The sequence below is a fragment of the Pseudomonas sp. GW822-FHT03F08 genome (assembly GCF_058801265.1).
Genome location: NZ_JBXANC010000007.1, coordinates 122,849 through 148,044 on the forward strand (window position 1 = coordinate 122,849; position 25,196 = coordinate 148,044).

28 protein-coding genes are annotated in these 25,196 nt (G+C 61.2%); 17 read left to right on the plus strand and 11 right to left on the minus strand.

Annotation, left to right across the window (positions count from 1 at the left end; all coding sequences use genetic code 11):
- Nucleotides 1-11 precede the first annotated feature (11 nt).
- The 11 genes from AC1RME_RS18775 to recX all read left to right on the plus strand — a co-directional run bounded on the left by AC1RME_RS18775 (nucleotide 12) and on the right by recX (nucleotide 7,545).
- On the plus strand, nucleotides 12-938 hold the full coding sequence (locus AC1RME_RS18775) for a glycine-rich domain-containing protein (RefSeq protein ID WP_493091622.1): 927 nt from the start codon (nucleotides 12-14) through the stop codon (nucleotides 936-938).
- Nucleotides 938-1,405 carry a tail fiber assembly protein gene (locus AC1RME_RS18780; protein WP_493091623.1) on the plus strand — a complete coding sequence of 156 codons (468 nt, stop codon included), beginning with the start codon at nucleotides 938-940 and terminating at the stop codon, nucleotides 1,403-1,405. Before AC1RME_RS18775 ends, AC1RME_RS18780 begins: the two co-directional genes overlap by 1 nt.
- A 41-nt stretch (nucleotides 1,406-1,446) precedes the next feature.
- Nucleotides 1,447-2,367 carry a gp53-like domain-containing protein gene (locus AC1RME_RS18785; protein ID WP_096819575.1) on the plus strand — a complete coding sequence of 307 codons (921 nt, stop codon included), beginning with the start codon at nucleotides 1,447-1,449 and terminating at the stop codon, nucleotides 2,365-2,367.
- A 2-nt stretch (nucleotides 2,368-2,369) separates the two neighbouring features.
- Nucleotides 2,370-2,810, plus strand: a complete 441-nt coding sequence (locus AC1RME_RS18790) for a phage tail assembly chaperone (protein WP_096819574.1) — start codon at nucleotides 2,370-2,372, stop codon at nucleotides 2,808-2,810.
- A 12-nt stretch (nucleotides 2,811-2,822) separates the two neighbouring features.
- Nucleotides 2,823-3,992 carry a glycine-rich domain-containing protein gene (locus tag AC1RME_RS18795; protein WP_493091624.1) on the plus strand — a complete coding sequence of 390 codons (1,170 nt, stop codon included), beginning with the start codon at nucleotides 2,823-2,825 and terminating at the stop codon, nucleotides 3,990-3,992.
- On the plus strand, nucleotides 3,992-4,246 hold the full coding sequence (locus AC1RME_RS18800) for a hypothetical protein (RefSeq protein WP_096819572.1): 255 nt from the start codon (nucleotides 3,992-3,994) through the stop codon (nucleotides 4,244-4,246). The genes AC1RME_RS18795 and AC1RME_RS18800 overlap by 1 nt, the downstream gene beginning before the upstream one ends.
- A 33-nt stretch (nucleotides 4,247-4,279) precedes the next feature.
- Entirely contained in the window at nucleotides 4,280-4,843 is a 564-nt protein-coding gene (locus tag AC1RME_RS18805; RefSeq protein ID WP_102621389.1) for a glycoside hydrolase family 19 protein, read from the plus strand.
- Nucleotides 4,825-5,355, plus strand: coding sequence for a lysis system i-spanin subunit Rz (locus AC1RME_RS18810; protein ID WP_096819570.1), 531 nt, complete (start codon nucleotides 4,825-4,827; stop codon nucleotides 5,353-5,355). Before AC1RME_RS18805 ends, AC1RME_RS18810 begins: the two co-directional genes overlap by 19 nt.
- 68 nt (nucleotides 5,356-5,423) lie before the next feature.
- Nucleotides 5,424-5,924 carry a CinA family protein gene (locus tag AC1RME_RS18815; RefSeq protein ID WP_096819569.1) on the plus strand — a complete coding sequence of 167 codons (501 nt, stop codon included), beginning with the start codon at nucleotides 5,424-5,426 and terminating at the stop codon, nucleotides 5,922-5,924.
- Nucleotides 5,925-6,007: 83 nt separating this feature from the next.
- Nucleotides 6,008-7,066: a recombinase RecA gene (gene recA, locus AC1RME_RS18820; RefSeq protein WP_003222269.1), complete on the plus strand. Its 1,059-nt coding sequence runs from the start codon at nucleotides 6,008-6,010 to the stop codon at nucleotides 7,064-7,066.
- Between the two features lie 8 nt (nucleotides 7,067-7,074).
- On the plus strand, nucleotides 7,075-7,545 hold the full coding sequence (recX, locus tag AC1RME_RS18825) for a recombination regulator RecX (RefSeq protein ID WP_493091625.1): 471 nt from the start codon (nucleotides 7,075-7,077) through the stop codon (nucleotides 7,543-7,545).
- Nucleotides 7,546-7,618: 73 nt separating this feature from the next.
- Here recX and AC1RME_RS18830 read toward each other — a convergent pair whose 3' ends face one another.
- Complete coding sequence (locus tag AC1RME_RS18830; protein WP_096819567.1) at nucleotides 7,619-8,737, minus strand: LOG family protein; 1,119 nt, start codon at nucleotides 8,735-8,737, stop codon at nucleotides 7,619-7,621.
- 353 nt (nucleotides 8,738-9,090) lie between these two features.
- Between AC1RME_RS18830 and AC1RME_RS18835 the strand changes: the two genes are divergently transcribed.
- The gene (locus AC1RME_RS18835) at nucleotides 9,091-9,285 is read left to right on the plus strand and encodes a hypothetical protein (protein WP_096819566.1); all 195 of its coding nucleotides are present in this window, start codon (nucleotides 9,091-9,093) and stop codon (nucleotides 9,283-9,285) included.
- Nucleotides 9,286-9,301: 16 nt separating this feature from the next.
- On the opposite strand, the gene AC1RME_RS18840 is transcribed toward AC1RME_RS18835, so the two are convergent.
- A complete protein-coding gene (locus AC1RME_RS18840) occupies nucleotides 9,302-9,727 on the minus strand; it encodes a PA3611 family quorum-sensing-regulated virulence factor (protein WP_096819565.1) in 426 nt (141 codons plus the stop codon).
- Nucleotides 9,728-9,916: 189 nt separating this feature from the next.
- Here AC1RME_RS18840 and AC1RME_RS18845 point away from each other — a divergent pair, with 189 nt between their 5' ends.
- From AC1RME_RS18845 to AC1RME_RS18855, 3 genes are all read left to right on the plus strand, one after another.
- A complete protein-coding gene (locus tag AC1RME_RS18845) occupies nucleotides 9,917-10,660 on the plus strand; it encodes a tRNA-uridine aminocarboxypropyltransferase (protein ID WP_493091626.1) in 744 nt (247 codons plus the stop codon).
- A 229-nt stretch (nucleotides 10,661-10,889) separates the two neighbouring features.
- A complete protein-coding gene (gene erdR, locus AC1RME_RS18850) occupies nucleotides 10,890-11,540 on the plus strand; it encodes a response regulator transcription factor ErdR (protein WP_085647827.1) in 651 nt (216 codons plus the stop codon).
- A gap of 75 nt (nucleotides 11,541-11,615) precedes the next feature.
- Nucleotides 11,616-11,978 carry a diacylglycerol kinase gene (locus tag AC1RME_RS18855; RefSeq protein ID WP_003222276.1) on the plus strand — a complete coding sequence of 121 codons (363 nt, stop codon included), beginning with the start codon at nucleotides 11,616-11,618 and terminating at the stop codon, nucleotides 11,976-11,978.
- Here AC1RME_RS18855 and AC1RME_RS18860 read toward each other — a convergent pair.
- Nucleotides 11,975-12,901, minus strand: a complete 927-nt coding sequence (locus AC1RME_RS18860) for a LysR family transcriptional regulator (protein WP_085729869.1) — start codon at nucleotides 12,899-12,901, stop codon at nucleotides 11,975-11,977. The genes AC1RME_RS18855 and AC1RME_RS18860 overlap by 4 nt on opposite strands.
- A 144-nt stretch (nucleotides 12,902-13,045) precedes the next feature.
- Between AC1RME_RS18860 and fpr the strand changes: the two genes are divergently transcribed.
- Nucleotides 13,046-13,825 (plus strand): ferredoxin-NADP reductase, encoded by a 780-nt coding sequence (gene fpr, locus AC1RME_RS18865; protein WP_007908723.1) that lies wholly within the window; start codon nucleotides 13,046-13,048, stop codon nucleotides 13,823-13,825.
- 68 nt (nucleotides 13,826-13,893) lie between these two features.
- Here the strand turns inward: fpr and tsaA are convergent, their stop codons facing one another.
- The 6 genes from tsaA to rimO form a co-directional block, all read right to left on the minus strand.
- A complete protein-coding gene (gene tsaA / locus AC1RME_RS18870; RefSeq protein WP_176504827.1) occupies nucleotides 13,894-14,592 on the minus strand; it encodes a tRNA (N6-threonylcarbamoyladenosine(37)-N6)-methyltransferase TrmO in 699 nt (232 codons plus the stop codon).
- 59 nt (nucleotides 14,593-14,651) lie between these two features.
- On the minus strand, nucleotides 14,652-15,422 hold the full coding sequence (locus tag AC1RME_RS18875; protein ID WP_102621518.1) for an SDR family oxidoreductase: 771 nt from the start codon (nucleotides 15,420-15,422) through the stop codon (nucleotides 14,652-14,654).
- Between the two features lie 127 nt (nucleotides 15,423-15,549).
- Nucleotides 15,550-16,017 (minus strand): YehS family protein, encoded by a 468-nt coding sequence (locus AC1RME_RS18880; RefSeq protein ID WP_096819561.1) that lies wholly within the window; start codon nucleotides 16,015-16,017, stop codon nucleotides 15,550-15,552.
- A gap of 73 nt (nucleotides 16,018-16,090) precedes the next feature.
- Nucleotides 16,091-16,801, minus strand: a complete 711-nt coding sequence (locus tag AC1RME_RS18885) for an rRNA pseudouridine synthase (protein WP_102621517.1) — start codon at nucleotides 16,799-16,801, stop codon at nucleotides 16,091-16,093.
- An 82-nt stretch (nucleotides 16,802-16,883) separates the two neighbouring features.
- Nucleotides 16,884-17,357, minus strand: coding sequence for a GNAT family N-acetyltransferase (locus AC1RME_RS18890; RefSeq protein ID WP_096819559.1), 474 nt, complete (start codon nucleotides 17,355-17,357; stop codon nucleotides 16,884-16,886).
- Between the two features lie 112 nt (nucleotides 17,358-17,469).
- A complete protein-coding gene (gene rimO, locus AC1RME_RS18895; protein ID WP_096819558.1) occupies nucleotides 17,470-18,807 on the minus strand; it encodes a 30S ribosomal protein S12 methylthiotransferase RimO in 1,338 nt (445 codons plus the stop codon).
- A 350-nt stretch (nucleotides 18,808-19,157) separates the two neighbouring features.
- Between rimO and AC1RME_RS18900 the strand changes: the two genes are divergently transcribed.
- Nucleotides 19,158-20,999, plus strand: coding sequence for a potassium transporter Kup (locus tag AC1RME_RS18900; RefSeq protein WP_371858323.1), 1,842 nt, complete (start codon nucleotides 19,158-19,160; stop codon nucleotides 20,997-20,999).
- 260 nt (nucleotides 21,000-21,259) lie between these two features.
- Here AC1RME_RS18900 and AC1RME_RS18905 read toward each other — a convergent pair whose 3' ends face one another.
- A complete protein-coding gene (locus tag AC1RME_RS18905) occupies nucleotides 21,260-22,552 on the minus strand; it encodes a virulence factor family protein (protein ID WP_096819556.1) in 1,293 nt (430 codons plus the stop codon).
- A complete protein-coding gene (gene mprF, locus AC1RME_RS18910) occupies nucleotides 22,552-25,191 on the minus strand; it encodes a bifunctional lysylphosphatidylglycerol flippase/synthetase MprF (RefSeq protein WP_493091627.1) in 2,640 nt (879 codons plus the stop codon). The genes AC1RME_RS18905 and mprF overlap by 1 nt, the downstream gene beginning before the upstream one ends.
- Nucleotides 25,192-25,196 lie beyond the last annotated feature (5 nt).

The window sequence follows — 25,196 nt, forward strand, 5'->3', positions numbered from 1 at the left end:
GAAGCAGCGCAATGGACTATCCGAAAAGCATCCCCGGCGTCGGCCTGGTCAACGGTGGTTTTATCGATGAAAACCCCGTTGCCGGCACGCCCGGGTCGTTGATCCCCGCCGCCTGGGGCAACAGTGTCACGCAAGAAATTCTCAACGCCATCAAGGCGGCCGGACTGACGCCGGACGAGACCAAGACCAACCAATTAGCAACGGCCATTGGCGCCCTGGTCGACTTCACCAAACTGAAGAACACCCCGACCACGCTGGCGGGCTACGGCATCACCGATGCGGTGGGGCGGTTGCTGGCGGTCCGGCAGATCGACGCGGTCGGGATCACGGTTTACAAGCCGAACCCGAGGGCCAGACGGATTCGCGTGCGGCTGGTCGGGGCGGGTGGTTCGGGGGGCGGATGTGCACCCATCCCGGCGACTAATTTAGGCATTGGCGGTGGCGGCGGGGCGGGCGCTTATGGGGAAAGCCTGTATGACGTCACGCCGGAAATGCTGACCGGTGTTCCGGTCACTCTGGGCGCCGGCGGTGCCCCACGTAACGCGGTTGGCCTGGCCGGTGGCGGCGCTTCTTTCGGTTCCTACCTGAGTGTTTCGGGAGGCATGGGCGGGCAGACGATTACCGTCCTGACGTCCCCAACGGCGTCCGGCTTTGTGCAAGGCGGTTCGGGAGGGCAAGTCGTTACGGGCGGCAACCTCTGCAGTGCTCGGGGCATCACCGGCACCTTTGCGATGTACAACGGCAACTGGGGAATGCTCTGCGGGGGCGGAGGCCCCAGCCCGTTCGATGGCGGTGCGCCGCTGATAGGTGTGAACAGCATTGGTATTGCCGGTGTTCGTGGCTCGGGAGGAAGTGGTTCGTGCTCGAACAATGCATCCGCATCAGTCGTGAGCGGCGCCGGTGGCAACGCCTTCTGTGAAATCTGGGAGTACGAGTAATGGCCCGTTATGCACGTATTGAAAACGGTGTCGCGGTCGAAGTGATCGACACCGGTGACTTCGCGATCGAACAACTGTTCGCGCCTGCGTTTGTCGCGGCGATGGTACCGGTGCCCGAAGGCGTCAACGTCGAAATCGGCGCGTCGATGGACGAGACAGCTCCCGCTATCGAGCCTGCGTACGAACCGCAAAATCCAGTTGTCGCCAAGGCCCCCGTGGTTGAGGAAAACCAGCCTCTGGCGGCGGAGCGTACCTGGCGTCAGTCGGCTCTCGCAGCCACCGAATGGCGGGTCACCCGCCACCGCGATGAGCAGGAATTGGGACGCGGGACAACGCTCAAGGCCCAGCAATACCTGGAGCTGCTCGAGTACCGCCAGGCATTGCGGGACTGGCCTGGTTCCGGCGCATATCCGTCATCCGCTTCGCGGCCCTCAGCACCGCAGTGGCTGGCCGGCGCGATTGGCTGAAGCCATCACGCAACCCATGTTTTCAGATAAGGAGATAAGCCTTGGACTATCCCAAGAGTGTACCCAGCGTCGGGCTGGTCAATGGACAGTTTGCCGATGAGGATCCGGTTGCCGGAAAACCCGGTTCGCTGATTCCGGCGGCGTGGGGCAATGGTGTCACGCAGGAAATTCTCAGCGTTGTTCAAGCCGCTGGCATGACGCCCAGCGAGGCGTCGAACAATCAGTTGCTGGGTGCGTTGCGCAGTTCCCGATTGTTTGCGACTCCGCCGCAGTTCGATACCGGAAAAGCGGTGGCCACGCCGGAGTTCGTGCAACGTGCGTTGGGTAACCATGCCAGTGCCCGGAGTCTGGTCGACACGACGCAGCTCACGGCTGCAGATGTGGGGTGCGCATTCGGACTGGGTGGAAGCGCGGCTTACACCGTGACACTGCCTGAGGTTTCCAGTGTCCCCGATGGTGCCACTCTCAGTTTTCATTGCCTCAGCAACTCAGTCATCACGATCGCCAGTAAAACCGGAACACAAATCTGCCCGCAGGGTGCTTACTTGAGTTCGATCACGATCAACGGCGGTGAAAGCGCGCAGTTCGTGAAGGGCTATGGCATCTGGACGGTCCATGGCACTGCGAGCCTGAAATATTCAAACGCCTTTACCTTGCAGCTAGCCAGTGCCGGTTATCAAAAACTGCCCAGCGGTTTGATTCTGCAATGGGTTGTGGGTGGTTCTGACGCCAACGGCATCATGAGCCTGTCTTTGCCGGTCAGGTTCCAGACGGCGATCGTCGGCGGAGTGGCCGATGAGGGGAACCCGTCCGGCTGGAGCGCGGGCAACACGACTGTCTGGGCGTTTGATTCGACCCTTTCAACAACATCGGTAGCTGCGGCGCGGGTCAGGAATGTCGACGGCACGAGTGTGAGACCGGCACCGGGCATCATGGGCCGCATTCTGGTTTGGGGGCGATAACGATGAAGATCTATTTCTTTGCACAGACACTCGGATTTGATCGGGTCGAAAGCCCTTCTCCGGAGTTACCTGAAGGCGCCGTAGAAATCACCCACGCCCAATACGCCGAACTGTTTGCCGGGCAGGCAACGGGCAAGGTCATCAGCGCCAGTGCCAGTGGGCAACCCGTACTGACCGATCCGGTCATCTCCCCTGAGGCTGCGATCACTCACGAACGCGCATGGCGCAATGCTGTTCTTCGCGACACCCAATGGCTGGTATGGCGTGACGCTGAGGAGCTGGAAGTCGGCGACGGCACGACCCTGCGCGCCGAAGAGTTCAAACAGCTTCTCGCCTATCGGCAGGCATTGCGCGACTGGCCCAACGATCCGGAGTTTCCTGATGCGCACGCTCGTCCGGTAGAGCCCGACTGGCTTGAAGGCTTGCTGCACAACGGAAACTGAGGAGATACAAACGTGGATTACCCGAAAAGCGTTCCCGGCATAGGGCTGGTGAATGGCAAGTTCGTCAATGAAGACGTCGTTGGCGGGTTGCCGGGGTCGTTGATCCCCGCGACCTGGGGCAATGGCATCACCGACGAGCTGCTGAATGTCGTCAAGTCTGCGGGCCTTGAGCCGAGCGAAAGCGATGCGACGCAGTTGCTGCAGGCGATCAGGAAAATCAGCCAGGCCGGTGCAGATAAACACGCAGCGGATATCGGCGCTGCCAATCTCTACATGGCCAATTATGTGCCGGCCATCACGACGTTGAAGGACGGTCTGGCGCTGCGTTTCACCGCAGGCAATGCCAACACCGGAGCGAGCACATTTGCACCGAATGGTCTTCTGCCCAAACCGCTATTGAGTCTGGCACAGAGTGCATTACGGCCAGCCGAGATTGTCGGCGGCAGTGTGTGTTCGGTGGTGTATAGCGCTGCGCTGGACAGTTGGTTGCTGGTGTATGCCAGTGGCGGCAATGCCGGGGGTGGTCGTTTGTTGAATGTGAAGACATTTGCTGTCAGCGGTGTTTATACGCCGACCGTGGGGATGCGATCCGTATTGGTCAAAGTCGTGGGCGGTGGTGGCGGGAGTGCGGGTATTGCAGCGACCGGTGCGAATCAATATGCCGTCTCCGGTGGTGGTGCTTCCGGCAGTTACGCCGAGACCCGGTTGCCGAGCGACAGGATCGGTGCGAGTCAGATTGTCACGATCGGTGCCGGTGGGGCTGCCGGAGCCGCACAGACGAACGGCGGCGTCGGAGGAACCAGCTCGCTGGGCTCGCTGGTATCGGCACCGGGAGGTCAGGGTTCCCTCTGGGTCGGTGTTGTTTCCGGATCGTCGGCAGGACTTTGTGTGGGCGGGTATCCCGGTGAAATTGCGTCCGGCGGGAACATCGTCAACTCAGCCGGGGCCCCGGGATCACCGGGCATCTCGGTCAATAGTTCGACGCTGGCGGGGCATGGTGGCAGCTCTCCGTTGGGCAGTGGTGGCCTCGGGTTCGGCACCACCGTCATTACCAGCTTCCCCGGCTACCCCGGCTCGGGATATGGATCCGGCGGCGGCGGGGTCGCTATCGGCCCCAATCTGGCTGGCAAATCAGGAACATCAGGTGCCCCTGGTGTCGTGATCATTTACGAGTACGCCTGATGAAAACCTACGCACGCATCGTCAACGACACGGTGGTCGAACTGTTCTCGACCGACGGAAACATGGTCGAGATGTTTCACCCGGATCTGCTCTGGGTCGATATCACCGAGATCACTCCAACACCGCAAATCGACTGGATGGCGAATTTCGGCACCCTCGGCTGGGTGTTTTCGTCGCAAGAAGACAGTGCCCCTGATGGCACCCTGAAAACCCTGGCAAAGAAATGGCTGACCGGTCTCGGTCGTCAGTCGTGATTCAATCGGAGCATCCAGGGAGGATTACGCATTATGCAAATTACAGAAGACAACCTTAAAACCATCATGCCCAACGCCCGCTCCCAAGCGGGCGTTTTTGTTTCACCGCTCAACGACGCCATGGCTCGCCATCGCATCGACGCGCCCAAGCGCATTGCCGCGTTTCTCGCCCAGGTCGGGCATGAGTCCGGCCAATTGCAGTACGTGCGTGAACTGGGCAACAACCAATACCTGAGCAAATACGACACCGGTACGCTGGCCTTGCGTCTGGGCAATACACCGGAAGCCGATGGCGACGGGCAGAAGTATCGCGGCCGCGGGCTGATCCAGATCACCGGCCGCACCAACTATCGCCAGTGCAGCCTCGGGCTGTTCGGCGATGAACGACTGCTGGCCTTGCCGGAGTTGCTCGAGCAACCGCAATGGGCGGCCGAGTCCGCGGCGTGGTTCTGGGAGCAGAACGGCCTGAACGCACTGGCCGACCGTGATGAGTTCAACAGCATCACCCGGCGCATCAACGGCGGGTTGAACGGGTTGCAGGATCGGCTGGAGCTTTGGGGGCGGGCGAGGGCGGTGTTATGCCTGCCTTCAGTCTGAGTATCGGGCGGCTGATCGGCCTGGTACTGCTGGCAGCGGGGGCGGCGGCGCTGGCCTGGCAATTCCAGGACTGGCGTTACGGCCGCCAACTGGCTGAACAGGCGCGGCTGCACGCCGAAACCCTCAACCAAATGACCCTGGCGGCCGCCACTGCGCAACAGGCCGAGCAGGACAAGCGTCTGGCCCTGGAGCAACGGCTCACGGCCAGTGAGCAAACCCACTATCGAGCACTCAGCGATGCCCAACGTGATCAGGATCGCCTGCGCGATCGCCTTGCCACTGCTGATCTGCGCCTGTCAGTCCTCATCGACGCAGGCGACGCTGCCCAAGGCGGCGGTGTGCCAGCCGCCTCCGGCACCGGCAGCGTGGATCATGCAACCGTACGCGCCCGACTTGACCCGGCGCATGCTCAACGAATTGTCGCCATCACCGGTGAAGGCGACCGCGGACTGATTGCCCTGCAGGCCTGTCAGGCCTATATCAGAGCGCTGGCGCCTGCACATTTTGAATAAGCTTGTGTATTGAAAGCGCAACCGGCTCGTGTACGGTGGTAGACATTCCACCTGATCCGGAGAGTGCCGTGAAAGACCTCACCCAACTGGCGGCCGAACTTGGCCGACGCCTGCAGTTGCTCAATGCCCACGTCACCACGGCCGAGTCCTGCACCGGCGGCGGCATCGCTGAAGCGATTACCCGGATTCCGGGGAGTTCGGCATGGTTCGAGGCCGGTTATGTGACCTACTCCAACCGACAGAAAACCCAGCAACTGAACGTGCCCGTCGAACTCTTCGGGACGGTGGGCGCCGTCAGTCGCGAGGTGGTCGAGGCGATGGTGCGCGGCGCGCAGAAACACAGCCGAGCGCGATTTGCCGTGGCGGTCAGCGGTATTGCAGGGCCGGACGGCGGTTCGCCGGGCAAACCGGTGGGCACGGTGTGGCTGGCGTGGGGTGTGGGCGATGCGGTTTCCAGCGAGGTGCAGCACTTCCCCGGCAATCGCGATGAAGTCCGCCGACAAACGGTGAAGGCCGCGCTAGAGGGGCTCCTGCGACTAGCGGCACGAGAAATCGAAAATCAGGGGTAGGCGATCCGTGAACGCTGTGGAATAATACTGGCTACTTATACAGGTGTTGGCCGTCAGGCCTTATTGATTACGTGAGGACTTTAATGGACGACAACAAGAAGAAAGCCTTGGCTGCGGCCCTGGGTCAGATCGAACGTCAATTCGGCAAGGGTGCCGTAATGCGTATGGGCGATCAGGATCGTCAGGCGATCCCGGCCATTTCCACCGGCTCTCTGGGTCTGGACATCGCGCTCGGCATCGGCGGCCTGCCAAAAGGTCGTATTGTTGAAATCTACGGTCCTGAATCTTCCGGTAAAACCACACTGACGCTGTCCGTGATCGCCCAGGCCCAAAAAGCCGGCGCGACCTGCGCATTCGTCGACGCCGAACACGCCCTCGACCCTGAGTACGCCGGCAAACTGGGCGTCAACGTCGACGACCTGCTGGTTTCCCAGCCGGACACCGGCGAACAGGCCCTGGAAATCACCGACATGCTGGTGCGCTCCAACGCCGTTGACGTGATCATCGTCGACTCCGTGGCTGCACTGGTGCCGAAGGCTGAGATCGAAGGCGAAATGGGTGACATGCACGTGGGCCTGCAAGCCCGTCTGATGTCCCAGGCGCTGCGTAAGATCACCGGTAACATCAAGAACGCCAACTGCCTGGTGATCTTCATCAACCAGATCCGCATGAAGATCGGTGTGATGTTCGGCAGCCCGGAAACCACCACCGGTGGTAACGCGCTGAAGTTCTACGCTTCGGTCCGTCTCGACATCCGCCGTACCGGTGCGGTGAAGGAAGGCGACGAAGTGGTCGGCAGCGAAACCCGCGTCAAGGTTGTGAAGAACAAGGTGGCTTCGCCGTTCCGTCAGGCCGAGTTCCAGATTCTTTACGGCAAGGGCATCTACCTGAACGGCGAGATGATCGATCTGGGCGTGCTGCACGGTTTCGTCGAGAAGTCCGGCGCCTGGTATGCCTACGAAGGCACCAAGATCGGTCAGGGCAAGGCCAACTCGGCCAAGTTCCTGGCAGACAACCCGGAAGTCGCGGCCAAGCTCGAGAAGCAACTGCGTGACAAGCTGCTGTCGCCAGCCGTGATCGCTGACTCCAAGGCATCTGCGGTCAAAGAGACCGAAGATGACCTGGCTGACGCTGACATCTGATTGCACCGATGACAACCGCCGTACTCGATACCCTCGTCGCGGTGCGGCGTACCGCAATGGACCTGCTCGCACGTCGCGAGCACGGTCGAGTCGAGCTGACGCGTAAACTGCGTCAGCGCGGCGCCCCACCCGAGATGATCGAAACAGCCCTCGACCGCTTGACGGAGGAGGGGCAGCTTTCCGAAGCCCGTTATCTGGAAAGCTTTGTTTCCTACCGCGCCCGTTCAGGTTATGGCCCGTTGCGGATTCGTGAGGAACTCAGCCAGCGCGGCTTGCAGCGTGCCGATATCGAACTTGCCTTGCGTGAGAGCGGTATCAGCTGGCAGGAGCAGCTAACGGACACGTGGCAACGGAAGTTCTCCGGACAGCTTCCCGTCGACGCCAAGGAGCGAGCCAGACAAGGCCGGTTTCTGGCGTATCGAGGGTTCTCGATGGAGATGATCAACCGCTTGTTCAGCGGCAGAGGGATGGACGATTAAATCGGCTCCAGCTTCAATCAAAAAATAAAAAAGCGGCCCGCTATTTCGATAGCGGGCCGCTTTTTTTTTGCCTTCAGATTACCTTCGAGGGTTCGCGGTTGTGCTGCGCCGTTTGTGGTCTGGACTGGGCCCAGTTTTCCGGCAGGTTGATGAAGTCCACCAGCTCGCGCAGGCGCCCGTGATCCCTGGCGTTGAAGGCGAAGGCCAGTCGCGCCAGATGGCTGAATTGCGCCTCGTCGTGTTCCTCGCCGCTGTAGGCGTGTTGATGGAACCGGTCGCTCAGGCACAGATCGGCGAAGGCTTCCTGCATGTGATCGAGTGCCTGATCGCTTAGCCTGTGGTTCATCCGAATCACGAACTGACGCTTGAGCCAGCGGCTGGAGTGGAAGTTGCTGTAGAACTGGTTGATCTGCTCCACCGCCTCTTCAACGCTGTAGACCAGGCGCATCAGTTTCAGGTCGGTTGGCAGGATGTAGCGGTTCTCCTCCAGTTGATGACGAATGAAATCCAGCGCCCCTTGCCAGAACGTGCCGCCCGGCGCGTCCAGCAGTACCACCGGCACCAGCGGGCTCTTGCCGGTCTGGATCAGGGTCAGTACTTCCAGTGCTTCATCTAGCGTGCCGAAACCGCCGGGGCACAGCACCAGTGCATCGGCCTCCTTGACGAAGAACAGTTTGCGCGTGAAGAAAAAGTGGAAGGGCAGCAGGTTTCCGGTGCCGTCCACGGTAGGGTTGGCGTGCTGTTCGAAGGGCAGGGTGATGTTGAAGCCCAGGCTGTGATCGCGACCGGCCCCTTCATGCGCCGCGGCCATGATTCCTCCACCGGCACCGGTGATGACCATCATGTCTGACCGGGCCAGGGCTGCGCCCAGTTCGCGGGCCATGGCATACAGTGGATGCTCGACCGGCGTGCGCGCCGAACCGAACACCGTGACCTTGCGCCGGCCCTTGAACTGTTCCAGCGTTCGAAACGCCTGCTCCAGTTCACGCAGGGCCTGCAGGGTGATCTTGGCGTTCCAGCGGTTGTGGTCTTCCTGGGCCATGCGCAGCACGGTCAGGATCATGTCGCGATAGATGGGGATGTTCGGACTGTTAGGGGAAACCAGGTTGAGTTGTTCTTCGACCTTGCCGGTGAGGTCGTGGCCGCTTTCCTGAAAATGACGGCTGAGCAGGTCATTCGGTTGGTAAGGCATGCAACTTCTCCTTCTGCACAGAGCCTTCGGCCCTGACGTGCGGCGTCAGTGCCGCGCTGCAAGAAAATAAACATCCGGCAGCTCCTTTCCTGCCGTTAATAAAATGATCGGGAATACTTTGAATCTAGACCCTCAAAGCATTTCTCGCTCATTGAGCATTGCGCCGCAAAGTCTTTCCTGGCAACTGCTTATTGTCGCTTTGCGAAGTGTTTTCACCGCTCGTCCGATGCCACGTCGAGGGCTGAATGCTCTGATTTACTAAGTTAAAGGCGCCGTACGACAACTTTGCGTCAACGACCGTACGCAAGGTGCACGCTCTTCAAGGATTTGCGGGTGGCAAGGAGGCGGGACACATGACCAGAGTCATTCTGGAGATCGATACGCAGCTGTATCGAATGCTGAAAGCATCGGCCGAGACCAATCATGTGAGTCTCGAAGAGGAGTGCTGCCGGCGCTTGTCGGGAGGGGATCGCCGTTCGCGTTATCTGCAGGCCTTGCTGGCCGAACTGCGCGCCGAGGATGAACAGCGGCGCGCCAATTCCAGATAGTTACTTTTGCGGAAAGTTATTTTTTCTTCGCCGGTGCGGCTTTCGGGCAATCCGATTCCTGATAGCTGGCGGAACCGATGGCCTTGTTGGTCTTCACTTCGCTGAAGTCGTAACGCATCACGGCACCCTTGGCCATCAGCTTGCGGTACGACGGGTTGTTGCAGACCGAGGCGCCCAGCTGGAAATACACGGCCTTGGGATCGGCACGCATCTTGTCGGCATGGCTTGCCTGCACGCTCAGGTGGTTGATCAGCGTGGTGCCTTCGACGGTGTAGCCCTGATCGAGAATGTCTTCGTTGATCGCTCGTGGCGTGCCGGCACTGCTTTGAGCAGCGACGTTTTGCAGTTCCTTGTTCAGGTTCTGCTCTTTCAGGGACGCAGCCTGTGCGCTGAAGGACAACGCCAGCGCAATGGCCGCGGTAGGAACGATAAGGCGCAGCATGAAACTCTCCTGATTCAGTGACTGGTGGTTCGACCAGCCCCGTGGCTGTGCGTTCAGTGGCGGCGAATTATAGGGGAGCCGGTCGGGAGGGTACAGGCTTGTGCCCGTCGCTCTGATAAACTGCCGGCCTTTATTGCCTTGCCGAGAGTTGTTCGTGTCGAGTTTTCCTGTCAGTCGGCGTCGCCCGCAATGAACCATGCCCCCAACGCCGTGGCCCGCCTGCGTGATCAGCGCGAGGATGAGGGCATCAAGCCGATTCAGGCCCGAGGCTTTCGCTCCGAACGTTGCCGTGACTGTCGGGTGATCATCAGCCATTGCCTGTGCGCCTGGCGCCCGACTGTCGACACCCGTTCCGGTGTCTGCCTGATCATGACCGGCAAGGAAGTGTTCAAGCCGAGCAATACCGGCTGGCTGATTGCCGACATCGTGCAGGACAATCACGCCTTCATCTGGTCCCGGACCGAACCGGACGAGCAACTGCTGGCGCTGCTGAACGACCTGCAATGGCAGCCGTATCTGGTGTTTCCCGGCGAATACGTCGAGCCTTCGCGGGTGACCAACACCGTGGATCTCGATAGCAGCAAGCGTCCGCTGTTCATTCTGCTGGACGCGACCTGGACCGAGGCCCGCAAGATTTTCCGCAAGAGCCCGTACTTCGACCGCTTGCCGATCCTTAGTCTGTTGCCCGACAAACTGTCGCGCTATCGCCTGCGTCGTTCGACCCGCAGCGAGCACCTGTGCACCGCCGAAGTGGCGGCGCTGTGCCTGGAACTGGCGGGCGACACGGATGCCGCCTCGGCGCTGGACGCCTATTTCGATGTGTTCAGCCAGCATTACCTGGGGGCCAAACAGCAGCTTGATGTGAACGTGTCGACGCCGGCCCATGCCGAGTTGCTGCCGTTCATTCGAAATGCGCAGCCGGTGCCCGTCTGATACTGGCCCATACTGCTAAAGCAGTGGCCGTGTTGCTTGACCACCCCGGCTTCGCTGGGCATGCTTGGCGCCGATTGGGGTGCGGCCAAGGTTTGAAACGCCGTTTTTGTCCGTGATTGGCGTTGAACGTGCCCCTGTGGATGCCGCTGCAAAAGCGTCGGCATCTTGAGTTGCCTTGGTGAGACTCGAATGCATCGGGTCTGCCATCAAAAACAGGATCATTTGAAAAATGGCCACATACGACATCCTGATTGCCGATGATCACCCTCTTTTTCGTAGCGCACTGCATCAAGCGGTGACGATGGGCCTTGGCCCGGATGTGCGAATGGTGGAAGTGGCGAGCATTGCCGAACTGGAAGCCCGCCTGACCGAAAAGGCCGACTGGGACCTGGTGCTGCTGGACCTGAACATGCCGGGCGCTTTCGGATTTTCCGGGCTGGTGATGTTGCGCGGGCAGTACCCGCAGATTCCGGTGGTGATGGTTTCGGCGCAGGAAGAAGCTTCGGTGATGGTCAAGTCGCGGGAGTTCGGCGCCAGCGGTTTCATTCCCAAGTCGAGCGACTTGAGCGTGATTCAGGAAGCCGTGCGCAAAGTTCTGGACGGCGACGTGTTCTGGCCGCCCCAGGCGTTCGAAGCGGTCAGCGTCTCCGACGAGGCCAAAGCTGCCAGCGATGGCCTGGCGAGCCTGACGCCGCAGCAGTTCCGGGTGCTGACCATGGTCTGCGAAGGCCTGCTCAACAAGCAGATCGCCTATGAGTTGAGCGTGTCGGAAGCGACCATCAAGGCCCACGTCACGGCGATCTTTCGCAAGTTGAACGTGCGGACCCGGACTCAGGCAGCTTTACTCTTGCAACAACTTGAGTCAATTCCGAGCCAGTAATAGCTGGCGTCTTCACGCTTTTTTGACTTTCGTTGATCTAGCTTCCCCACTTCTTTTTGGTCGGTTATCTACTTTATGTCACCTTTCAAGGGCCAGACGGGCCTGAAACGCATCCTCAACGCTTCCGGTTACTCGCTGGACGGTTTGCGCGCAGCCTTCACCGGCGAAGCGGCGTTCCGTCAGTTGGTGCTGCTGAACGTGGTGCTGATTCCACTGACGTTCTTCCTGAATGTCAGCCGTGTCGAGCAGGCGTTGCTGATCGCTGTGTGCCTGCTGGCGCTGATCGTCGAGCTGCTGAACTCCGCGGTGGAGGCGGCCATCGACCGCATTTCCCTGGAACTGCACCCACTCTCCAAGAACGCCAAGGACATGGGCAGCGCCGCGCAATTCGTGGCACTGAGCATGATTGCCCTGGTGTGGGCGGTGATTCTGCTTTAAGCGATCGTCGGCAGGACGATCTCGTCGCTGCGCTGGACCCCGGCGGTGAAGGCGCGGCACAGATCGAGAAATTCGCGCATGGCGGACGTCTGGTACTTCTGTTTGTGCCAGATGAAGTAGAACTGTCGCGCCAGATCCAGATCCGGCGTCTCCACCGGCACCAGGCTGCCGCGCCGGAAGGCGTCACGCAGCGCCAGGCGCGAAATACAGCCAATCCCCAAACCTGATTCCACCGCGCGCTTGATCGCTTCGGTGTGCTCCAGCTCCAGACGAATGTTCAGCGCACTGCGATGGTGACGCATTGCCTGATCGAAGGTCAGGCGGGTGCCGGAGCCTTGTTCGCGCAGAATCCATGCTTCATGCGTCAACTCTTCCATGGTCGCGCTGCCGCGTTTGGCCAGTGGATGCTGCGGGGCGCAGAACACCACCAGTTCATCCTCGACCCAGCTCTGCACTTCGATGTCCGGGTGGCTGCAATCGCCTTCGATTAGACCCAGATCAATTTCGTAATGCGCCACTTGTTGCACGATATTGGCAGTGTTCTGCACGTGCAGCTTCACTTGGCTTTCCGGGTGACGCTGCATGAAACCGCCGATCAGCAGCGTCGCCAGGTAATTGCCGATGGTCAGGGTCGCGCCCACCGACAGCGAGCCGAAACCGGATTTGCCGTTGAGCAGGTCCTCGATTTCCTTGGCCTGATCGAGCAGGGCCACCGCTTGCGGCAATAACTGTTTGCCGAGGGCGTTGAGGCTCAGACGTTTGCCGGCGCGGTCGAACAGCTGGCAGCTGGACTGGCGCTCCAGTTCGGTGATGGACGTGCTGGCGGCCGATTGCGACAGGTTGAGCAGACCCGCAGCGCGGGACACACTTTCCTGCTGGGCGACGGCGACGAAGACTTGCAGTTGACGAAGAGTAAATCGCATATCGATATAACCGATAACCCTTATCTTAATAATCCAGTTAACAGATATTGTCGGCGCTATTAGAATGCGATGCAATTGCGCACCGTCGGCATTCTTCAAGACCAGCCGGGCAAGCGCAGATCAATCTCCAGGAGTCCCACGTACATGAGCAACATGAACCACGAGCGTGTCCTCAGTGTTCATCACTGGAACGACACTCTGTTCAGCTTCAAGTGCACCCGCGATCCGGGCCTGCGCTTCGAGAACGGTCAGTTCGTGATGATCGGCCTGCAACAGCCCAACGGCCGCCCGCTTATGCGCGCTTACTCGATCGCCAGCCCGAACTGGGAAGAGCATCTCGAGTTCTTCAGCATCAAGGTGCAGGACGGTCCGCTGACCTCCCAGCTGCAGCACCTGAAGGAAGGCGACGAGATCATCATCTCGAAGAAGCCTACCGGCACCCTGGTGCTGGACGACCTGAACCCGGGCAAGCATTTGTACCTGCTGAGCACCGGCACCGGTCTGGCGCCGTTCATGAGCGTGATCCAGGACCCGGAAACCTACGAGCGCTTCGAGAAAGTGATCCTGGTTCACGGTGTTCGTTACGTCAACGAAGTCGCCTACCGCGAATTCATCACCGAGCACCTGCCGCAGAACGAATTCTTCGGCGAGGCGCTGCGTGACAAGCTGATCTACTACCCGACCGTGACCCGCGAACCGTTCGAGAATCAGGGCCGTCTGACCGACCTGATGCGCAGCGGCAAGCTGTTCAGCGACATCGGCCTGCCACCGATCAACCCGCAGGACGACCGCGCGATGATCTGCGGCAGCCCGAGCATGCTCGACGAGACCAGCGAAGTGCTCGACAGCTTCGGCCTGAAGATCTCGGCGCGGATGCGCGAGCCGGGTGATTACCTGATCGAGCGTGCGTTCGTCGAGAAGTAATCCCGACGATGCCAAAGAAAAGCCCGCGTTGCCTGAGAAGGCAACGCGGGCTTTTTCGTTTCCGGGATTTAGTCGTTGGCGGGGATGACTTCCAGGACGCGGATCTGCTCCGGCGTCGGGTAATGCCAACGCACATCCAGATCCCAGAACTGCGCGCCGTATTCACGTTCGGGCGCGGGCGTCTGATACGCCGGACGCGGATCCTGAGCCAGACATTGCTCGATCAGCTCGACCAAAGGTTCGGCAAGGCGCTGAGCGTGCGTGTGCGCCTGTTGCAGTGCCGCGTCCGTCCACTGCACGTCGATCAGTTGCGGCGCGGCACTGGCGATGCTGTTGGAGGCGTCAGCGATGATATCGGCGTAGGGCACGTAGGGTTTGATGTCGAGAATCGGCGTGCCGTCCAGCAGGTCGATGCCGGAGATGAACAAGCGATCGGCCTCGACCTTGTCCAGCTTCACCACCGACTGACCGATGCCGTTCGGTCGGTGAGTGGCGCGGGTGGCAAACACGCCCATGGACTTGTTGCCGCCCAGGCGGGGAGGGCGGACCTTCAGTCGCGGCTTTTCTTCCAGCGCCTGATGGAACAGGAACAGCAGCCAGACGTGACTGACCTGCTCCAGCCCCTGCACCGCATCGCCCTGATCGAACGGCGCCACCAGTTCCAGCACGCCCCGGGCGGCAGGGGCCAGTTGCGGCTGGCGCGGGATGGCGAACTTCTCCTTGAAGCAGGAGCGGACGAAGCCGATGGGGGAGACGCTGTAAGTCATGGTTTGCATTCGAAACGGAGCAGGGCGGGCATGATAACCCGTCCGGGCGCGTCGCCGGTCTACAGACTGAACCCGCCATCCAGCGGAATGATATTCCCGGTCATGTAGGCCCCGGCAGTGCTCGCCAGGCTGATCGCCAGCGCCGCCATTTCTTCTTCGCGGCCCCAGCGTTTCATCGGGATCAGCGCAGTGTCCTCGGCCAGTGCCTGCTGGTCACTGCCGATGTGCTGGGTCATCTTGCTCGGGAAGCGCCCCGGCGCGATGACGTTGACGTTGATGTGCTGGCTCACCAGTTCACGAGCGAGAATCCGCGACAGTTGATGCAGGGCCGCTTTGCTCGGCCCGTAGGCGTAGGCCTGTTCGCCAAAGGAAGAGATCCCGGCCACTGAGCCGATGTTGATGATCCGCGCGGGATTCGCTGCCGAGCCAGCCTTGCGCAGCAAAGGCAGAAACTGCTGGATGCAACTGAACACCGAGGTCACGTTGAGCTGCATGACCTTTTCCCAGCCCTTGACCGGGTAGCTCTCCAGCGGTGCGCCCCAGGTGGTGCCGGCGTTGTTCACCAGAATGTCCAGATGGGTGATCTGTTCGCCCAATCGAGCTGCCAGTTCTTTTACGCCTTCTTCGGTCGCCAGATTCGCCGCTACGCCCTGGCAGGAGCCCAATGCACCGAGTTCTTCAGCGGTTTGATGACAGGCTTCAGCGTCCCGGGAGCAGACATACACACGGGCGCCAGCCTCGACAAACGCCTTGGCGATCATTTTGCCGATACCACGGGTGCCGCCGGTCACCAGGGCGGTGCGGCCTTGCAGGGAAAAATACGGGTGCATGGCGAATCCTGAGGGCTAGGGTTCAGTACACCCTAGTCGCCGGCCGCGAAAAGCGGAGCCACTATTTTTGCAGGGAATGGAGGGGCATGCATGAAAACGGCGACCGAAGTCGCCGTTCTGAAAAGGATCAACCGCGAACGCGAAGGGTCAGGCCCTTGAGGAAATTGCGCAGCAACTGGTCGCCGCACGGACGGTAGTTGGTGTGGCCGACCTTGCGGAACAGCGCGCTCAACTCAGGCTTGGACACCGGAAACTCGGCGGCCTTGAGAATCGCGTGCATGTCGTCTTCTTTCAGTTCGAAGGCCACGCGCAGCTTTTTCAGGATGATGTTGTTGGTCACTGGCACTTCGATTGGCTGCGGCGGACGGCTTTCGTCCTTGCCGCGCTTGAACACCACCAGGCCGTCGAGGAAGTGAGCGATGACTTCGTCCGGGCAGCGCACGAAACCTTCTTCGTCTTCTTCTTTCTTGTCGAGCCAGGTCACCACGTCGGCGAGGGTCACGTCCAGGCCGCCGAGTTTGATGATCTCGACGACTTTCTTGTCGCTGATGTCGAGCATGTAGCGCACGCTGCGCAATACGTCGTTATGAACCATGTTTGCAGTCCTGATCTTTCGCTGTGGGCACCGCGCAGGCGCGATGCCGGAATGTGTGGCGGCAACAGAGGCCTTAGAACTTCTCTTTGCCGGACAGGTAGCGCCATTGGCCGGCCGGCACCTTGCCGATCGATACGCCGCCGATGCGGATACGGCGGATGCCGACGACCTTCAGCCCGACCGCTTCGCAGAACTGGGCGATGATGCCCGGCTGCGGGTTTTTCATGGCGAAGCGCAGGCGGTTTTCGTTCTGCCAGCTGGCCTTGACCGGCGGCAGCTCCTTGCCCTTGTGGGTGAGGCCGTGCTGCAAGCGATTGAGGCCGTGGGCGACCATGTCGCCTTCGACCTCGACCACGTATTCCTGCTCGATCTTGGCCGCGTCGGCGGTGAGCTTGCGCAGCACCTTCCAGTCCTGGGTGAACACCAGCAGCCCGCTGGCCTTGGGTTGCAGGTCGGCGCTGGCGGTCAGGCGCAGGAAATGCCCGCGCAGTGGACGCTTGCCATAACGGTGTTCTTCGCTGAGGGTTTCGGCGTTCAGCGACTGCATGGCGGTGTCGATGTCCACGCCCGCCGGGACGTTGAGCAGGATGGTCACCGGCTCCGGCGCGGTGGCCTTGGCGTCCTTGTCGAGCTCGACTTTCTGGTCGCCGACCTTGAACTGCGGCTCGTCGATGACTTCGCCGTCCACGGTGACCCAGCCGCCCTCGATGAACAGCTCGGCCTCCCGGCGGGAGCAACCGACCAGTTCAATGAGGCGTTTGGAGAGGCGAATCGGGTCAGTCATGACAGGGCCGTAACAAAAAAGGGGTGGGCATTGTACCTGCCTGGCGCCGGTTAATCGCGATTGCATTTGTACCGTGTGGCTTTTAGCCGCGTACGGCGCGCTGTTCCGGCTGTTTCAGACGCATGTGCAGCAACGGATAAGGCTGGCCCATGCCGTCGACTTCCGACCGGCCGATCACCTCGAACCCCTGTTTGAAGTAAAAGCCCAAGGCCTGCGGGTTCTGTTCGTTGACATCCAGTTCATCGGCGTTCAGGTGCTGCATCGCATAATTGAGCAGCTTTTTGCCCAGGCCTTGGCCGCGATGTTCGGGGTCGATGAACAGCATTTCGATCTTGCCTGCCGCCACCCCGGCGAACCCGGTGATGCGCTGGTGACTGTCCTTGGTGCAGATCAGCATCACCGCATCGAGGTAGCGGGTCAGCACCAGATTGCGCAGCAGCTCGATATAGCTGTCCGGCAGAAAATCATGGGTCGCGCGGACCGAGGCCTCCCAGACCCGGGTCAGTTCCTGATAGTCGCTGAGTTTCGGCGTGTGGATGACCGAATGGTGACGCATGCCCGTTAGCCTCTTTGTCATGAATGAGGGGAGTCCTTCCCCCCACAAACGATAGCCGTAAAAAAGCCCCGCATCTCGTAAAAGAGAGCGGGGCTTTTCGTATTTTTCGCGTTTAGATCTGTTCGGCCCAGAGGTCGTATTCGTCGGCGTCGGTCACCTTGCACCAGACCTTGTCGCCCGGCTTGAGGTTGCTGCCGTTGTCGATGAACACGTTGCCGTCGATTTCCGGGGCATCGAAGAAGCAGCGGCCGACCGCGCCTTGCTCGTCGACTTCGTCCACCAGCACTTCGATTTCACGGCCGATGCGCATTTGCAGACGGGCCGAGCTGATTTCCTGCTGGTGCGCCATGAAGCGTTCCCAGCGATCCTGCTTGACGTCGTCCGGAACGATGTCGAGGTTCAGGTCATTGGCCGGCGCGCCTTCGACCGGCGAGTACTGGAAGCAGCCGACGCGGTCGAGCTGGGCTTCGGTCAGCCAGTCCAGCAGGTACTGGAAGTCTTCTTCGGTTTCGCCGGGGAAGCCGACGATGAAAGTCGAACGGATGATCAGGTCCGGGCAGATTTCGCGCCAGTTCTTGATCCGTGCCAGGGTCTTGTCTTCGAACGCCGGGCGTTTCATCGATTTCAGGACTTTCGGGCTGGCGTGCTGGAACGGGATGTCCAGGTACGGCAGGATCTTGCCGGCGGCCATCAGCGGGATCAGCTCGTCGACATGCGGGTACGGGTAAACGTAGTGCAGACGGACCCAGACGCCGAGGGTGCTCAGTGCTTCGCACAGTTCGGTCATGCGGGTTTTCACCGGCGCGCCGTTCCAGAAACCGGTGCGGTACTTGACGTCAACGCCGTAGGCGCTGGTGTCCTGGGAAATCACCAACAGCTCTTTGACGCCGGATTTGACCAGACGCTGGGCTTCGTCGAGCACGTCGCCGACCGGACGGCTGACCAGTTTGCCGCGCATCGACGGGATGATGCAGAAGCTGCAGCTGTGGTTGCAGCCTTCGGAAATCTTCAAGTACGCGTAGTGACGCGGGGTCAGCTTGATGCCTTGCGGCGGCACCAGGTCGATCAGCGGGTTGTGATCCTGACGTGGCGGCACGACTTCGTGCACGGCGTTGACCACTTGCTCGTACTGCTGCGGACCGGTGACGGCCAGCACGCTCGGGTGCACGTCACGGATGTTGCCTTCTTCCACGCCCATGCAGCCGGTCACGATGACCTTGCCGTTTTCCTTGATCGCTTCGCCGATGACTTCCAGCGATTCGGCCTTGGCCGAGTCGATGAAGCCACAAGTGTTGACCACGACCACGTCGGCGTCCTGATAGGTGGACACCACGTCATAGCCTTCCATGCGCAGCTGGGTCAGGATGCGCTCGGAGTCGACCAGTGCTTTCGGGCAACCCAGAGATACGAAGCCAACCTTTGGATTGGCCGGCGCAGGAGTGGTGGACATGTCTAACCTCGGTGTTTTGTGACGCCGCTTGCCTGATGGCGGAAGCCGACGGACGGGCGCTTGAACTGCGCCTCTGATCAAAAAGTGCGCAATTCTAGCGATGAGCAGCGCACTTGACCAGCTTTATGCAGGGAAATGCGACGAGTGCTGCGCTATGCTTCGCGCCAAGACGCTTTACCAATTTTTTACAGTCAACAAAACGACTGTAACAACAGGTAAAACAGCGCATGCTGCATCAAAAAGCATAGTGCTTCGTTCAAAGAAGCCGGTCTGGAAATCAGGAGTGTTGGATGGGTCAGGCAAGTAGTCACGCGGCAGGCGCCGAGGGTTCGGCCACCAAGCCGCTGAGTATGCTGGTCGCGGCGGTCGGGGTAGTTTACGGCGACATCGGCACGAGCCCGTTGTACACCCTCAAAGAAGTGTTTTCCGGCGGTTACGGCGTACCCGTCAACCACGATGGGGTGCTGGGCATTCTGTCGCTGATCTTCTGGTCGCTGATCTGGGTCGTATCGATCAAGTACATGATGTTCGTCCTGCGCGCCGACAACCAGGGCGAAGGCGGGATCATGGCCCTGACCGCGCTGGCGCGACGAGCAGCGGGGGAGCGCAGGAAGTTGCGTTCGCTGCTGGTGGTCTGCGGCTTGATCGGTGCGGCGCTGTTCTACGGCGACAGCATGATCACCCCGGCGATCTCCGTACTCTCGGCCATCGAAGGCCTGGGCCTGGCGTTTGACGGGATCGACCATTGGGTCGTGCCATTGTCGCTGGTGGTGCTGGTGGGTCTGTTCCTGATCCAGCGTCACGGTACAGCGCGGATCGGCATCCTCTTCGGGCCGATAATGGTCACCTGGTTCCTGGTGCTCGGCGCCCTCGGCGTGTACGGCATCAGCCATTCCCCGGAAGTACTGAAGGCACTGAACCCGATCTGGGCCGTGCGTTTCTTCATGGTGCATGCCGGCATGGGCGTGGCGATCCTCGGCGCCGTGGTGCTGGCGCTGACCGGTGCCGAAGCGCTGTACGCCGACATGGGCCACTTCGGCCGCAAGCCGATTGCCCGCGCGTGGTTCCTGCTGGTGCTGCCGGCACTGGTGCTCAACTACTTCGGTCAGGGCGCCTTGCTGCTGGACAACCCGGAAGCGGCGCGCAACCCGTTCTACCTGCTGGCGCCGAGCTGGGCGTTGATTCCGCTGGTCGGTCTGTCGACCCTGGCCACGGTGATCGCCTCGCAAGCGGTGATCTCCGGCGCGTTCTCCCTGACCCGTCAGGCGATCCAGCTCGGTTACATCCCGCGCATGTACATCCAGCACACCTCCAGCGATGAGCAGGGCCAGATCTACATCGGTGCCGTGAACTGGTCGCTGATGGTCGGCGTGGTCTTGCTGGTGATCGGTTTCGAGTCCTCCGGCGCTCTGGCCTCGGCCTACGGTGTGGCGGTGACCGGGACCATGCTGATGACCACGATTCTGGTGTCGGCGGTCATGCTGCTGTTGTGGAAATGGCCGCCGGTGCTGGCCGTGCCGGTGCTGATCGGCTTCTTGCTGGTGGACGGTCTGTACTTCGCCGCCAACGTGCCGAAGATCGTGCAGGGCGGTGCGTTCCCGGTGATCGCCGGTATCGCGCTGTTCGTGCTGATGACCACCTGGAAGCGCGGCAAGCAACTACTGGTCGAGCGCCTGGACGAAGGCGCATTACCGCTGCCGATCTTCATCAGCAGCATCCGCGTCCAGCCGCCACACCGCGTGCAGGGCACCGCCGTGTTCCTGACTGCGCGCTCCGACGCTGTCCCGCATGCGCTGTTGCACAACCTGCTGCACAACCAGGTCTTGCACGAGCAAGTGGTGCTGCTGACCGTGGTCTACGAAGACATCCCGCGCGTCCCGCCATCCCGACGCTTCGAAGTCGAAGCCCACGGCGAAGGCTTCTTCCGGGTGATCCTGCACTTCGGCTTCACCGACGAGCCGGACGTGCCGCAGGCGCTGAAGCTGTGCCATCTGGACGACCTCGACTTCAGCCCGATGCGCACCACCTACTTCCTCAGCCGCGAAACGGTGATCGCCTCGAAACTCGAAGGCATGGCCCGCTGGCGTGAAGCGCTGTTTGCGTTCATGTTGAAGAACGCCAACGGGAATCTGCGGTTCTTCAATCTGCCGTTGAACCGGGTGATTGAGTTGGGGACGCAGGTGGAGATGTAGGCTCCGTCTGAACTGAAAAGCCCCCGTCGGTCTTGTGGCTGGCGGGGGCTTTTTTGTGTTTGTGCACTTATCAGAATCCAGTGGAGATCCCTGTGGGAGCGGGCTTGCCCGCGAATGCGGTGTATCAGTTTACAAATCAGTTGCCTGACCCACCGCCATCGCGGGCAAGCCCGACTCCCACAAGGATCTCGGGCGTTTGCCAAAACGAAAAGCCCCCGCAACCCTAAGGTTGCGGGGGCTTTTCGTTGGGGCGCTTCAGATCACTCTGCCGGCTGATCCTTGGCCTGACGCTTCTCGATCAGATCCACCAGGCGCTTGGCCAGCGCTGGGTAGTTCTCGTCGAAGTGGTGGCCGCCAGGCAGCTTCACCGCTTCGCCCACCGCGGTCTTGTCGGTGCAGCCGCTTTCATCCGTCTCTTCTTCGCCGTAGATGCAAACGACCTTGGCCGGTGGCAGCTTGGCCATCTCAGGTCCGGTGGCGGCTTCTTTGCCGGCATTGCCGAGCCAGCCTTCGACTTCGATTTCGAAGCTGCCGGTGCGGGCGAAGGCCAGCAGGATGATTGCGTCGATGCGCTGCTGCTCGGTGTCCGGCAGGCGGTTGTAGATGGCCGGCAGGACGTCGGCACCGAACGAGTAACCGGTCAGGATGAAGCGTTTGGTGCCCCATTTCTGGCGGTAGTGCTGCATCAGTTCGGTCAGGTCGAGCGCGCTCTGTTCCGGGCTCTTGTGCTGCCAGTAGTAGCGCAGGGTGTCGATGCCGACGACCGGGTAGCCGATCTTGGCCATTTCACCGGCCACGTCGCGGTCGAGGTCACGCCAGCCGCCGTCACCGGACAGGAACAGGGTCACGGTGTCCTTGGCCTGGCCGGCCGGGACTTCCACGACCGGGATCTGCAGACCGCCAGCGGCTTTGTCGCCACCGACGAGGATCTTGCGCAGTTCGTTGTTCAGCACTTGCGGCAGGTTGATGTCGTAGTCGCTGATGCTGGTTTCGGCGTTCGGTTGATCGCGCACGAAACCGGCACTGGTGTCGTCCGGGTTGTCGTTCCAGGCCACCAGCCAGTGGCCGTGGGCGGCTGATTTCGGCAGCAGGTGGGTGCAGCCGCCTTTTTCCAGTGCGAGGTCGACCGACACGGCCTGGGCCTTGTCGTCTTTCTGTTCGGACAGCCAGCGCCAGGCCAGCACGGCGCCAGGGCCGATGCCGCTGACCAGGGTCGCCGGGCCGTTCAGTTCACGCAGACCGCTTTGCAGTGCGCGGCTTTGCAGCAGGCAGTCCTTGGGCAGAATCACCTGGACGATCTGCGCCGAGGCACTGCGGCTCAGGGTGGTCAGTTGATTGTCGGAGAGTTTCTTGTCGTCCTCGACCGCCACCAGCACCTGGGCCTTGGGCTTGGTGCCGGGGATGACCCGGGTCATGACGGTGCCGTCAGCCGGCGTGAGCTGTTCGAGGGTCGGTTCCGGTGCCGGGCGTTTGAGGTACCAGTAACCGCCGCCGGCAATCACGGCCAGCACGATCAGTGCGGCCAGGATGTACTTCAGGGAGCGTTGAATCATCAGCGTTTCACCAATCCAGTCAAGCCGCCCGCGATCAGGGCAGCAGTATCGGCCAGTGCCACCAGCGGATCGAGTCCGGCGGGCACCGCCATATAACGGGGTTCCCAGTCAGGCTGGAACTTGTCTTTGAAGCGGCGCAAGCCTTGGAAGTTGTACAGCTGCTCACCACGGCGGAAAACCATCGAGCCCAGACGCTGGGTCAGCGGTGCACCACGCCGGGGTTGCAACCCCGACAACGGCACCATGCCCAGGCTGAAGCGCGCGTATCCGTGACTCTTATAGTGTTGAATCAGGCCGACCATCAGAAACTCCATGGTCAGCTTGGGGGCGTCCGGGTGCGAGCGCATCAGGTCGAGACTGGCCAGGTCATGGCTGTAAGTCTCGAGCAGGTTGGCGAACGCCACCGGACGGCCTTCGAAGCGAATCACCGCGATGCGGAAATGCTTCAGGTAATCGTCGCTGAAACGGCCGAGGGAGAAGCCTTTCTCGCGCACGTTCTTGCCGGTCAGCCAGGCATCGGAAATCACCTTGAGTTCATCCATCGGCGCCTGGCCCGGCTCAAAGATCTCCAGCGACAGACCGTCGCGGGTGCCGCGGTTCCAGGTGTAACGCAGATCCTTCATCTCCTTGCCCTTGGCTTCCAGGTCAAAGCGATGCAGGTCGACCCGGGCTTCTTCGCCGAGCTTGATCGCGGTCAGGCCGATGTCCATGTAGTACGGCAGGTTCTCGGCGCGCACCTGATAGAACACGGGACGGGCGTGGTGGATGTCGCACAGGTCGCGGAACTGCCAGATCATTTCCGCCCGCTGCTGGCCGGGACCGATCGGGTCGTACAGCGCCACCAGGCTGCGGCCGCGACGCGCGTACATCAGGAAGGCTTCGTCGTTGGGGTGGAACAGCATCGCCTTGTCACCGGTCAGGGCCAGGCCGCCATCCGGTTGCGAGGAGGCCATCAGGATCTTCGTGGCGCGCTCCAGTTCATCGGGCGTCGGCAGATGAATCACCGGGCGGGCGGTGCGCAGCAGCCAGGTCAGGGCGATCACCAGCAACAGCACCGCGGCGCCGAGCAACGAACGCAGACCGCGCGGGGCGTCGGCGTCGAGGGTGAACTGCCACCACAATTGATGGCTGTACGGTACGTCCTGATAAGCGAACAACAACAGCCAGGTCGAGGCACCGAGTACACACAGGCTCGCTACCAGATACAGCGGCGAAAACGGCACTTCGGTCAGACGGCTCGGGCGATAGAACGAGCGACGGAACACCCCCAGCAGCGCGGCGGTGAGGGTCATCAACGTGGCTTCTTCCCAGTCGAAACCCTTGAGCAGCGAGAGCAGGGCGCCTACGAGCAGCAGAATGGTGGTCAGCATCCACGCTGCCGACAGTCGGCGACGCAAGCCTTGGGCGAGCATCAGGCACAACACGCCAATCAGGCTGGCGCCGAAGTGCGAGGCATCGACCAGGCGATGAGGGATCAGGTAAGCGATGTGTTCCAGGCGGGTATCGATTTCAGGTGTCGCGCCGGAAAACAGCAGCACTACGCCGGAAAGAAACACCAGTACCGCAAGGATCGGTGCGGCGAGACCGGAGGCGGCGCGCATGGTCTGGGTCTGGAACAGGCGCTGACCTTCGTTGATCAGCAGCAGCACGCAGGCCACCAGCAATGGCAGCACCACGTAGATCATGCGATACAACAGCAGGGCGGCGGCCAGTGGCGCTGCGCCGAGCTTGTCGGCGAACGCCGCCAGCAGGATGGCTTCGAAGACACCGACCCCGCCCGGTACATGGCTGAGGACGCCGGCAGCCAGGGCCAGCAGGTACACCAGCAGGAATGCGCCGAATGGCGGCGCTTCCGGCAGCAGCAGATAAAGCACGGTGGCGGCAGCGGCCACGTCGAGAGCGGTGATGACCAGTTGCAGGAACGTCAGGCGTCGACCCGGCAGGCGCAGGGTGCGGCGCCCGACCTTGACCAGCAGGTTGTCACGGTAAGGCTGCTCCGGCAGGCGCCGACGGTAGATGCCGATGGCCAGAATAGCGCCGAGCAACAGCACGGCAGAGGTAATCGTGGCCAGCAGACCCTCGGACAGGCCCAGGGCCTGGGAGGCGGCCGGCAGGTCACTCAGGGTCGCCAGCGCTGCCAGCGGCGGCAGAGCGCAGCCCAGCGACAGGCTGGCGAACAGGGTCATGTGCGCTACTTCCGAAGCGCCCAGGCCAAGTCGTGCATATAAACGGTAGCGCACCGAGCCGCCGGACAGCATCGACAGGCCGATGGCGTTGCCGATCGCGAAAGCAGTGAAGCCTCCGAGCGCGAGCGTGCGTGGCGGGATGGTTACGCCGGCATAGCGGCTGGCCGACCATTCGTAGCCCAGCAGAATGATGAAGCCGACAACGGTCGCGCCGAAAGCGCCAAGCAGGGCGGGCTTCGGTACATCGAGAATCGAGTCGTGCAAGGCATAGAGGTCGAGTTCGCTGAGCAGATGGCGACAGGCAATCAGCGCGATAGCGAACAACAGCAAAGTGACCGCCAGACCAATCGGTTGCCGGTATTTGCTGATTCGATCCAGCAAGCGCATGCGCTCAGGCTTGATCGGTGGATTCACGGTGAGGGTGTCTTGTGGATCAGACGAGTTGGCGCGCATCAATC